Annotated in this window: 8 protein-coding genes; 5 read left to right on the forward strand and 3 right to left on the reverse strand. The window is 56.2% G+C overall.

The window, feature by feature from the left end; all coding sequences use genetic code 11:
• Positions 1 to 97: 97 nt before the first annotated feature.
• Positions 98 to 541, reverse strand: coding sequence for an acetyltransferase (locus AC007G_RS17335; RefSeq protein WP_142630592.1), 444 nt, complete (start codon positions 539 to 541; stop codon positions 98 to 100).
• Between the two features lie 155 nt (positions 542 to 696).
• Here AC007G_RS17335 and metA point away from each other — a divergent pair, with 155 nt between their 5' ends.
• The 4 genes from metA (at position 697) to aceK (ending at position 6,732) form a co-directional block, all read left to right on the forward strand.
• On the forward strand, positions 697 to 1,626 hold the full coding sequence (metA, locus tag AC007G_RS17340) for a homoserine O-acetyltransferase MetA (RefSeq protein WP_032689974.1): 930 nt from the start codon (positions 697 to 699) through the stop codon (positions 1,624 to 1,626).
• A 260-nt stretch (positions 1,627 to 1,886) separates the two neighbouring features.
• Positions 1,887 to 3,488: a malate synthase A gene (gene aceB / locus AC007G_RS17345; RefSeq protein ID WP_142630591.1), complete on the forward strand. Its 1,602-nt coding sequence runs from the start codon at positions 1,887 to 1,889 to the stop codon at positions 3,486 to 3,488.
• A gap of 95 nt (positions 3,489 to 3,583) precedes the next feature.
• On the forward strand, positions 3,584 to 4,888 hold the full coding sequence (gene aceA / locus AC007G_RS17350; protein WP_032689983.1) for an isocitrate lyase: 1,305 nt from the start codon (positions 3,584 to 3,586) through the stop codon (positions 4,886 to 4,888).
• A gap of 101 nt (positions 4,889 to 4,989) precedes the next feature.
• Complete coding sequence (gene aceK / locus AC007G_RS17355; RefSeq protein ID WP_046853257.1) at positions 4,990 to 6,732, forward strand: bifunctional isocitrate dehydrogenase kinase/phosphatase; 1,743 nt, start codon at positions 4,990 to 4,992, stop codon at positions 6,730 to 6,732.
• A 9-nt stretch (positions 6,733 to 6,741) separates the two neighbouring features.
• Here aceK and AC007G_RS17360 read toward each other — a convergent pair whose 3' ends face one another.
• Both AC007G_RS17360 and iclR read right to left on the reverse strand, forming a co-directional pair.
• On the reverse strand, positions 6,742 to 7,146 hold the full coding sequence (locus AC007G_RS17360) for an ASCH domain-containing protein (protein ID WP_094898348.1): 405 nt from the start codon (positions 7,144 to 7,146) through the stop codon (positions 6,742 to 6,744).
• A gap of 9 nt (positions 7,147 to 7,155) precedes the next feature.
• The gene (gene iclR / locus AC007G_RS17365) at positions 7,156 to 7,983 is read right to left on the reverse strand and encodes a glyoxylate bypass operon transcriptional repressor IclR (protein WP_032689970.1); all 828 of its coding nucleotides are present in this window, start codon (positions 7,981 to 7,983) and stop codon (positions 7,156 to 7,158) included.
• Positions 7,984 to 8,179: 196 nt separating this feature from the next.
• On the opposite strand from iclR, the gene metH reads away from it, so the two are divergent.
• Positions 8,180 to 11,863: a methionine synthase gene (gene metH, locus AC007G_RS17370; RefSeq protein WP_032698396.1), complete on the forward strand. Its 3,684-nt coding sequence runs from the start codon at positions 8,180 to 8,182 to the stop codon at positions 11,861 to 11,863.
• Positions 11,864 to 12,077 lie beyond the last annotated feature (214 nt).

Raw genomic sequence — 12,077 nt, forward strand, 5'->3', positions numbered from 1 at the left:
TCCCGGAGGGGTGAGCATCAGTGATACGACGACGCATGCACCACGGCCAGCCACCATTCAGTAAAAAGCCCGTCCTCACCGACGGGCTTTTTGCGTTTCAACACGCGTCATAACGCAAATGCAGCAGCGGGTAGGGGCGGCCATGGTCATCATGAGCGGATCGCCCGCTAACCACAAACCCCATATTCGCGTAAAACCCTACCGCCTGCGCGTTCTGCTCATTCACATCGGTTGTGAGTCGGGGGATCAATTCCAGAGCATACATGACTAACTGGCGACCCACGCCCATACCGCGAAAGTCAGGATCAACAAAAAGGGCTTCCAGATGCCGTTCAGACAGCAGCATCAATGCGCAGGGCTTGTCCTCATTCGTGACCGCAACCCATAGCGGCACCTGAGGAAAAAATGCGCACACCTGCCGCTCAATTTCCCTTCGGTCCTGCGCTGAAAGAAAGTGATGCGTTGCATCGACGGAACGACGCCAGATTTCAATCAGTTGTTCGCTCTCATCACTGCGCGAACGTCGAATCACTATATTCATGATATTTCCTTGCGATTAACCGCTGTATTCTATCCTGGAGATGGTTGAAACTTTCTCACCTTCCGCTTGCAGACTCGACATTTTCATTATTCCTGGTTATTGTTAGCTGTCTGGATGTCTAAACGTTTATACGTATGCTATGAGGTAATCAAGTTATGCCGATTCGGGTGCAGGACGAGCTACCAGCCGTCAATTTCTTGCGTAGTGAGAACGTCTTTGTGATGACCACTACGCGTGCAACAACTCAGGAAATTCGTCCGCTGAAGGTACTTATCCTTAACCTGATGCCGAAAAAAATCGAGACGGAGAATCAGTTCCTGCGCCTACTTTCGAACTCTCCGCTGCAGCTTGATATCCAGCTTCTACGTATCGATGCGCGTGAATCCCGCAATACGCCAAGTGAACACCTGAATAACTTCTACTGTAACTTCGACGATATTTGCGACCAGAACTTTGACGGCCTGATCGTCACCGGCGCCCCGCTGGGGCTGGTTGAATTTAACGATGTTGCCTACTGGCCGCAGATCAAGCAGGTGCTGGAGTGGGCGAAAGATCACGTCACCTCTACGCTGTTTGTCTGTTGGGCGGTACAGGCCGCACTCAATATTCTGTACGGCATTCCTAAGCAGACCCGCGCAGAAAAAATTTCCGGCGTCTATGAGCATCATATTCTGCATCCTCACGCGCTGCTGACCCGCGGTTTTGATGACTCTTTCCTCGCCCCGCACTCTCGCTATGCGGATTTCCCGGCGGCGCTGATTCGCGACTACACCGATTTAGAGATCCTGGCAGAAACGGAAGAGGGTGATGCCTATCTGTTTGCCAGCAAAGATAAGCGAATCGCCTTTGTGACCGGCCACCCGGAATACGACGCCCACACCCTGGCCAGCGAATTTTTCCGCGATGTGGAAGCCGGCCTGAGTCCGGACATTCCGTATAATTATTTTCCGCAAAACGATCCGCAGAACAAACCGCGGGCCACCTGGCGCAGCCATGGAAATCTGCTGTTTGCAAACTGGCTTAACTATTACGTCTACCAGATCACTCCATACGATCTGCGGAATATGAATCCGACTTTGGATTAATCCTCCAGATAACGCGATCCTAAAGCGTTTCAGCATTTTGCCTCTGGCACCTTCGGGTGCCTTTTTTGTTTCCGAAATTCAACTCACGATAAAGAATAACTTTAACTTCAATGTTATCAATATGTTGATTGTATATTAAATTAAAAATGGAAATTGTTTTTGATTTTGTAATTTTATTGAGTAGTCTTAATTGTGTTGAGCGAAAACCAGACAACGATCGTTCACTCGCGCCAACTGGATCAACCAATAGGAGCTACAAAATGACGCAACAGGCGACAATAACTGACGAACTGGCCTTCAGCCGGCCTTATGGCGAGCAGGAAAAGCAGATTTTAACGCCTGAGGCGATAGAGTTTCTGACGGAACTGGTGAGCCGCTTTACGCCTGAGCGCAATAAACTACTGGCGGCACGTATTCAGCAACAGCAGGCGATTGACGCAGGAAGACTGCCTGATTTTATTTCGGAAACGGATTCCATTAGAAATGGTGACTGGACGATTCGCGGTATTCCCGCCGATTTACAGGATCGTCGGGTGGAAATCACCGGACCGGTAGAGCGCAAAATGGTGATTAACGCCCTCAACGCCAATGTGAAAGTCTTTATGGCAGATTTTGAGGACTCGCTGGCCCCGGACTGGAACAAAGTCATTGATGGCCAGATTAATCTGCGCGATGCGGTGAATGGCACCATCAGCTACACCAATGAATCCGGCAAGATTTACCAGCTGAAGCCCAATCCCGCGGTACTGGTATGCCGCGTGCGCGGCCTGCATCTGCCGGAAAAGCATGTGACGTGGCGCGGCGAGTCGATTCCCGGCAGCCTGTTTGATTTCGCGCTCTATTTTTTTCACAACTACAAAAACCTGCTGGCAAAAGGCAGCGGTCCTTACTTCTACCTGCCGAAAACCCAGGCCTGGCAGGAAGCGGCATGGTGGGGCGATGTCTTTAGCTATACCGAAGACCGGTTTGGACTGCCGCGCGGCACGATTAAGGCCACGCTGTTAATTGAAACCCTGCCAGCGGTGTTCCAGATGGATGAGATTCTGCATGCGCTGCGGGACCATATTGTCGGTCTGAACTGCGGACGCTGGGATTACATTTTCAGCTATATCAAAACATTAAAAAATCATGGCGACCGCGTCTTACCCGACCGTCAGGTTGTCACGATGGATAAGCCGTTCCTCAGCGCCTATTCGCGTCTGTTGATTAAGACCTGCCATAAACGCGGCGCGTTCGCGATGGGGGGAATGGCGGCGTTTATCCCCAGCAAAGATGCCGACCGTAACCGCCAGGTCCTCGCCAAAGTTACCGCAGATAAAGAGCTGGAAGCGAAAAATGGCCACGACGGCACCTGGATCGCGCATCCGGGGCTGGCGGATACCGCCATGGCCGTCTTCAACCAGGTTCTGGGCGAACGCCCTAACCAGCTGTTCGTCAGCCGGGAAGACGATGCGCCGATAACCGCCGACCAGCTGCTGGCGCCCTGTGAGGGCGAACGTACGGAGGCGGGGATGCGCGCCAATATTCGTGTTGCGGTGCAGTATATCGAAGCCTGGATCTCCGGTAATGGCTGCGTCCCGATTTACGGTCTGATGGAAGATGCGGCGACCGCCGAAATTTCGCGGACCTCCATCTGGCAATGGATTCACCATCAGAAAACCCTCAGTGACGGCACGCCGGTCACCAAGACGCTGTTTCGTCAGTGGTTAGCGGAAGAGCTGATGGTCATTCAGGACGAGCTCGGCGAACACCGCTACAGCAGCGGACGTTTTGACGATGCCGCACGCCTGATGGAACAGATCACCACCTCAGAGGAGTTAATCGACTTCCTGACGCTGCCGGGCTACCGCCTGCTGGCGTAACCAGCGGGCAACTTGGTTTGTCTTTTTGGCCGCGGCCAAACTGCTTTCACCGATAACGCCTGGGAAGCCAGGAGAAAATAATGGAGCATCTGCACATGAAAACCCGTACCCAACAAATCGAAGAATTAAACAAAGAGTGGACACAACCGCGTTGGGAAGGCATTACCCGCCCCTATAGCGCTGAGGACGTGGTGAAATTGCGTGGCTCAGTCAATCCGGAATGCACGCTGGCGCAGCTTGGCGCGGCCAAAATGTGGCGGCTGCTGCATGGCGAAGCGAAAAAAGGCTACATCAACAGCCTCGGCGCGCTGACCGGCGGGCAGGCATTGCAGCAGGCGAAAGCCGGGATTGAGGCGATTTATCTCTCCGGCTGGCAGGTGGCGGCGGACGCCAACCTCGCCTCCAGCATGTACCCGGATCAATCGCTGTATCCTGCAAACTCGGTACCTGCGGTGGTCGATCGGATCAACAACACCTTCCGTCGCGCGGATCAGATCCAGTGGTCGGCGGGGATTGAACCGGGCGATCCGCGCTATACCGACTATTTTCTGCCGATCGTGGCGGATGCCGAAGCGGGTTTTGGCGGTGTGCTTAACGCGTTCGAGCTGATGAAATCGATGATTGAGGCCGGTGCAGCGGCCGTTCATTTTGAAGATCAGCTGGCTTCGGTGAAGAAGTGCGGCCATATGGGCGGCAAAGTGCTGGTGCCGACGCAGGAAGCCATTCAGAAACTGGTCGCGGCGCGTCTGGCCGCGGACGTGACGGGCGTACCGACGCTGGTGATTGCGCGAACGGATGCCGATGCTGCCGATCTGATTACGTCTGATTGCGATCCGTACGATCGCGAGTTTGTCACCGGCGAACGCACCAGCGAAGGATTTTTCCGTACCCATGCCGGTATCGAACAAGCGATCAGTCGCGGTCTGGCCTATGCGCCGTACGCGGACCTGGTGTGGTGTGAAACTTCGAAACCCGATCTGGAGCAGGCGCGCCGCTTTGCCGAGGCGATTCACGCGCGTTTCCCGGGCAAACTGCTGGCCTACAACTGTTCGCCGTCGTTCAACTGGAAGAAAAATCTTGATGACAACACCATCGCTCACTTCCAGCAGTCGCTGTCTGATATGGGTTACAAATACCAGTTCATCACGCTGGCGGGGATCCACAGCATGTGGTTCAACATGTTCGACCTGGCCCATGCCTATGCGCAGGGCGAAGGCATGAAGCACTACGTTGAGAAAGTGCAGCAGCCAGAGTTTGCCGCGGCTAAAGATGGCTACACCTTTGTCTCTCATCAGCAGGAAGTGGGCACCGGCTACTTTGATAAAGTGACCACTATTATCCAGGGCGGGGCTTCCTCGGTAACGGCGTTGACCGGTTCAACGGAAGAAGAGCAGTTCTGATTGCTGCCCGGTGGCGCTGCGCTTACCGGGCCTACGAAAGCGGTAGGCCGGATAAGCGAACGCGCCATCCGGCATGAGCGGATGCCGGATGGGGAAAAGCGATGACGCGTGGCCTGGAATTATTGATTGCACAAACGATTTTACAGGGCTTCGACGCGCAGTACGGGCGTTTTCTGGAAGTGACTTCAGGCGCGCAGCAGCGGTTTGAACATGCCGACTGGCATGCGGTTCAGCAGGCCATGAAGCAGCGAATTCACCTTTATGATCATCACGTCGGGCTGGTGGTGGAACAGCTGCGCTGTATTACCGAAGGTAAAAGCACCGACGTGGATTTTTTACTGCGGGTGAAAGAGCAGTACACGCACCTGCTGCCGGATTACCCTCGCTTTGAGATTGCGGAGAGCTTTTTTAATTCTGTCTATTGCCGGTTGTTTGACCACCGCTCGCTGACACCCGAGCGGCTTTTTATTTTCAGTTCTCAGCCGGAGCGCAGCTTTCGTTCCCTGCCACGACCGCTGGCGAAAAACTTCTTTCCCGATCGCGGCTGGGAGACGCTGTTAAGCAAGGTTCTCACCGACTTACCCCTGCGTCTGCCGTGGCAAAACAAGGCGCGCGACATCGGCTACATTAGCGCCAGCCTGCAGGAGGCGCTGGGAAGCGAGATGTTATCCCGCTCCCACTTGCAGATCGCGAACGAACTCTTTTACCGCAATAAAGCCGCCTGGCTGGTGGGTAAGCTGGTTACGCCGGTGGCAACCCTGCCGTTTTTGCTGCCTGTCCATCGCAGCGAGGAGGGCGAACTGTTTATTGATACCTGTCTGACGACTCACGCCGAAGCCAGCATCGTGTTTGGCTTCGCCCGTTCTTATTTTATGGTCTACGCGCCGCTGCCCGGTGCGCTGGTGGAATGGCTGCGCGACATTCTGCCGGGTAAAACTACCGCCGAACTGTATATGGCGATTGGCTGTCAGAAGCATGCGAAGACGGAAAGCTATCGCGAATACCTGCACTATATTGCCCGCAGCGATGAGCAGTTTATTGAGGCGCCGGGCATCCGCGGCATGGTGATGCTGGTCTTTACTCTGCCGGGATTTGACCGGGTATTTAAGGTGATCAAAGACCGCTTTGCGCCGCAAAAGGAGATGACCGCGGCCCACGTCCGCGCCTGCTATCAGCTGGTAAAAGAACATGACCGCGTCGGGAGAATGGCCGATACCCAGGAGTTTGAAAACTTCGTGCTGGAAAAACGGCAGATTGCCCCGGCGCTGATGGCATTACTGCAGACGGAAGCCGGCGCAAAAATCACCGATCTAGGCGATCGCATTGTCATCAGCCATCTCTATATCGAACGCCGGATGGTCCCGCTGAATATCTGGCTGGAGCAGGTGAGTGGCCAGGCGCTGCGCGATGCGGTGGAGGAGTATGGCAACGCGATTCGCCAGCTTGCCGCCGCCAATATTTTCCCCGGCGATATGCTGTTTAAAAATTTCGGCGTGACCCGCCATGGCCGGGTGGTGTTCTATGATTACGATGAAATTTGCTACATGACCGAAGTGAATTTCCGCGACATTCCGCCGCCGCGCTATCCGGAAGATGAGCTGGCGAGCGAACCGTGGTACAGCGTGTCGCCGGGAGATGTCTTCCCGGAAGAGTTTCGCCACTGGCTGTGCGCTGATCCGCGTATCGGGCCGCTGCTTGAAGAGATGCACGCCGATCTGCTGCGGGCAGACTACTGGCGAGAGCTGCAGACGCGCATTCGTCACGGCCATGTAGAGGATGTCTATGCCTACCGGCGCCGTCAGCGTTTTTGCGTGCGCTACGGCGCGTTGCAGCAGGCGGGGTAGGCGTGCTGTTCAGGCCGCCTCGATCACGGCAAACTCTTCGTACACCAGCTCCATATCCGGCGCCCAGCTGCCCTCTCGTTCAAAGAAGGCCCGATGTGCCGATTGCCAGTAAGCCAGGCTCAAATCGCCTTCGCCTTCCAGCGCGGCGAGCTCCGGGCTCATTTCGTTAAAACGGATGAGCCTGAGCGCCAGGGTACGTATCACACATACCGCTTTTCCTTTGCCGTCCAGCACAATGTGGTATGCCCCTGGCGTCACGGGCGGCTGCTCTTGCTGATAGCTGACAAGCGAGCCGCAGGTGCCTCGCTTTTTCCCCGCGACGACCAGGGCCGCCAGTTCGTCGGCCAGCTCAGGTGAATCGCCGAAAGACCAGCAGAAAGCAGAAGGGTATTTATCCTGCCAGTATGACTTCAGATCGCTCATTTATCGCATCCCGCCGTAGGCCAGCGTCACTTCTTTCGCCGCTTTAATCACCAGCGCCCCCAGTTCGGTGACGCGATCGTCGGTCATCCGGGAAATCGGCCCGGAAATAGAGATAGCGGCAAACGGTTCGCGGTGTTCGTCATAAATACATGAGGCGACGCAGCGTAAACCGAGGGCATGTTCTTCATCATCAAATGAGTAGCCGCGCTTGCGCGTCTGGGCTAAATCCTCTTTCAGATGGACCGGGGAGACCAGCGTGGCGTGAGTATAAGCATGTAGCCCTTTGCGATGCAGCAGACCGGTGACCTGCTCTTCGCTGAGCTGTGACAGGAATGCTTTACCCGCGCCGGAGGCGTGCATCGGGAGCTTGCCGCCAATCGGCGCCGACATGCGCATCAGCTGCGTACACTGCACCTGATCAATAATAATCGCCTGGTGATCGCTTTGATCCAGCACCGCCAGATTGACGGTTTCACCGGAGTCTTCCATCAGCTGGCGCAGGATCGGGTGGACGATCGCCAGCAGGTTGCGGCTTTGCAGGAAGCTGCTGCCGACCACAAAGGCATGTGCGCCCACGGACCAGTGGCCCAGCTCACCCACCTGGCGGACAAAGCCCAGCTGCTGCATGGTCGTCAGCAGACGATGGGTGGTGGAGTTGGGCAGCCCGGCCTGCTGGGCCAGTTCAGTCAGCGCCACGCTGCTGTGAGACTCAGCAATCCATTCAAGCAATTTTAATCCACGGGTGAGCGACTGAACCTGGCCGCCAGCCTGGGGGGCGGCGGGCGTCGCGGGTTTTCTGCCGCGCTTAGCGGGAACGGGAGTGGCCATCGCAGATTCCTTTTTTCTGTATCGTGGAAATAGTTTTCATTTTATTTTTCGGATTTGCAATCACAACCGGACTGATCGGAGGAGTGAAGCTGAACATGTCTCATATTGCCCGTCGTTCTCTTTTCCGCTCTGGTGCTTTATGCCAGTATGGTCCGTTGAGTTTTTTCGGTCTGGTTGAGCGTTGTCGGGAGCGAGTGTGAGCAGCAAAGTTGAACAACTGCATCAGCAGTTAAAAAAACGTATTTTGGTTCTGGATGGGGGCATGGGTACCATGATCCAGGGCTATCGTCTGAGTGAAGAGGACTTCCGCGGCGAACGCTTTGCCGACTGGCCATGCGATCTGAAAGGCAATAACGATCTGCTGGTGCTCAGTAAGCCGGATGTGATAACCGCTATCCATGACGCCTACTTTGAGGCGGGGGCGGATATCATTGAAACCAACACCTTTAACTCGACCACTATCGCGATGGCGGATTACCAGATGGAATCCCTGTCGGCGGAAATCAATTTTGTCGCGGCAAAGCTGGCGCGCGCCTGCGCCGATGAGTGGACTTCCCGCACGCCGGAAAAACCGCGCTACGTCGCGGGCGTGCTCGGCCCGACCAACCGCACCGCCTCTATTTCCCCTGATGTTAACGACCCAGCCTACCGCAATATTACCTTTGATGGGCTGGTGGAGGCTTACCGCGAGTCCACCAAAGCGCTGGTGGAAGGGGGCGTTGACCTGATTCTGATCGAGACCGTGTTCGATACCCTGAATGCCAAAGCGGCGATCTTCGCCGTGAAAGAGGAGTTTGAGGCGCTGGGCGTTGAACTGCCGATCATGATCTCCGGTACCATCACCGACGCCTCCGGGCGTACGCTCTCCGGGCAAACCACCGAAGCCTTTTATAACTCCCTGCGTCATGCCGATGCGCTCACCTTCGGCCTGAACTGCGCGCTGGGGCCAGATGAGCTGCGCCAGTATGTGCAGGAGCTGTCGCGCATTGCCGAATGCTATGTCACTGCGCACCCCAATGCCGGGCTGCCGAACGCCTTTGGTGAATACGATTTGGACGCTGACACCATGGCGGCGCAGATTCGCGAATGGGCGGAATCGGGTTTCCTGAACATCGTCGGCGGCTGCTGCGGCACTACGCCGGAACATATCGCCGCCATGACGCGCGCCGTTACGGGCCTCGCGCCGCGCGCGCTGCCGGAGATCCCGGTCGCTTGCCGTCTGGCCGGCCTGGAACCGCTGAATATCGGCGACGACAGCCTGTTTGTTAACGTCGGTGAGCGGACCAACGTGACCGGCTCAGCCAAATTCAAGCGCCTGATTAAAGAAGAAAAATATAACGAAGCGCTGGACGTTGCCCGCCAGCAGGTGGAAAGCGGCGCGCAGATTATCGATATCAACATGGATGAGGGGATGCTCGACGCGGAAGCGGCGATGGTGCGTTTCCTTAATCTGATCGCCGGCGAGCCCGACATTGCCCGGGTGCCGATTATGATCGACTCCTCGAAATGGGATGTCATCGAAAAGGGTCTGAAATGTATTCAGGGCAAAGGTATCGTCAACTCCATCTCAATGAAAGAGGGCGTAGAGGCCTTCGTTGAGCATGCGAAGAAGGTGCGTCGCTACGGTGCTGCCGTGGTGGTGATGGCCTTTGATGAAATGGGCCAGGCCGATACCCGGGCGCGGAAAATTGAAATTTGCCGCCGGGCATACAAGATTCTGACCGAAGAGGTGGGATTCCCGCCGGAAGATATTATTTTTGACCCCAATATCTTCGCTGTCGCCACCGGTATTGAAGAGCACAACAACTATGCGCAGGACTTTATCGGCGCCTGTGAAGACATTAAACGCGAACTGCCCCACGCGCTGATTTCCGGCGGCGTCTCAAACGTCTCCTTCTCGTTCCGCGGCAACGATCCGGTTCGCGAAGCGATTCACGCCGTCTTCCTCTACTACGCCATCCGTAACGGCATGGATATGGGGATCGTTAACGCCGGTCAGCTGGCGATTTATGACGATCTGCCGGCTGAGCTGCGCGATGCCGTCGAAGACGTGATCCTTAACCGTCATGCTGACGGCACCGAGCGTCTGCTGGAGCTGGCGGAAAAATACCGCGGCAGCAAAACGGACGACTCCGCCAACGCCCAGCAGGCGGAATGGCGCAGCTGGGACGTGAAAAAACGGCTTGAATACTCGCTGGTAAAAGGCATTACCGAGTTTATCGAGCTGGATACCGAAGAGGCGCGCCAGCAGGCCGCTAGGCCGATAGAAGTGATTGAAGGCCCGCTGATGGACGGGATGAACGTGGTCGGCGACCTGTTCGGCGAAGGTAAAATGTTCCTGCCGCAGGTGGTGAAGTCGGCCCGGGTGATGAAACAGGCGGTCGCCTATCTGGAGCCGTATATTGAAGCCAGCAAGGAAAAGGGCTCCAGCAACGGCAAGATGGTCATTGCGACCGTGAAAGGCGACGTCCACGACATCGGTAAAAATATCGTTGGCGTGGTGCTGCAGTGCAATAACTACGAAATTATCGATCTTGGCGTGATGGTGCCGGCGGATAAAATCCTCAAAACCGCCCGCGAAGTGAATGCCGACCTGATTGGCCTCTCCGGGCTGATTACCCCGTCGCTGGACGAGATGGTTAACGTGGCGAAAGAGATGGAACGCCAGGGCTTTACCATTCCGCTGCTGATTGGCGGGGCCACGACGTCGAAGGCCCATACGGCGGTCAAAATCGAGCAGAACTACAGCGGCCCGACGGTCTATGTTCAGAACGCCTCGCGCACCGTGGGCGTGGTCTCGGCTCTGCTCTCCGACACACAGCACGATGATTTTGTTGCGCGCACGCGTCGCGAGTATGAAACCGTGCGTATCCAGCACGCTCGCAAGAAACCACGCACGCCGCCGGTGACCCTGGCTGCCGCTCGTGAGAACGATCTGGCCTTTGACTGGGCCAGCTACACGCCACCGGTTGCCCATCGTCTGGGCGTGCAGAGCGTGGAAGCCAGCATCGAAACCCTGCGCAACTACATCGACTGGACGCCATTCTTTATGACCTGGTCGCTGGCCGGGAAGTATCCACGCATTCTGGAAGACGAGGTAGTCGGCGAAGAGGCGAAGCGGTTGTTCCACGATGCTAACGAGATGCTGGATAAACTGAGCGCAGAGAAGACGCTGAATCCGCGCGGCGTGGTGGGGTTATTCCCGGCCAACCGGGTGGGGGATGACATTGAAATCTACCGCGATGAAACCCGTACCCATGTGCTGACGGTCAGCCACCATCTGCGTCAGCAGACGGAGAAAGTCGGCTTTGCCAACTACTGCCTTGCCGATTTTGTGGCGCCGAAGCTCAGCGGCAAAGCTGACTACCTCGGCGCATTTGCGGTGACCGGCGGGCTGGAAGAGGACGCGCTGGCGGAAGCGTTTGATGCGCAGCACGATGATTACAACAAGATTATGGTCAAAGCCATCGCCGACCGTCTGGCGGAAGCGTTTGCCGAATACCTGCATGAACGCGTGCGTAAGGTCTACTGGGGCTATGCGGCGAATGAGAACCTCAGTAACGAGGAGCTGATCCGCGAAAACTACCAGGGGATTCGTCCCGCGCCGGGTTACCCGGCCTGTCCGGAGCACACGGAAAAAGCGGTGATCTGGGAACTGCTGGATGTCGAGGCGCATACCGGTATGAAGCTGACCGAGTCGTTCGCCATGTGGCCGGGCGCATCGGTTTCCGGCTGGTACTTCAGCCATCCGGACAGCAAGTATTACGCGGTGGCGCAAATTCAGCGCGATCAGGTGGAAGATTATGCCCAGCGGAAAGGGATGACGCCTGCGGAAGTTGAACGCTGGCTGGCGCCAAACCTGGGATATGACGCGGACTAGAACGCGACCGGTCACAAATCCGTCATCTTAGCTTACAACTTACAGGGCGCCATCAGGGCGCCCTGTCTCTTTATTGTGGTTAAACCCTTATACTGGAGTATTGATCCACAACGGCCGGCATCGCCTGATATCGCTCCGGACGATATCGCCCGGATAAGCCCGGCGCGTTCAGGACGGGTTATCGGTATATATCCGTCGGGTAATAAGGAGAATA

It is taken from the genome of Klebsiella sp. CSG-1, from assembly GCF_056521145.1.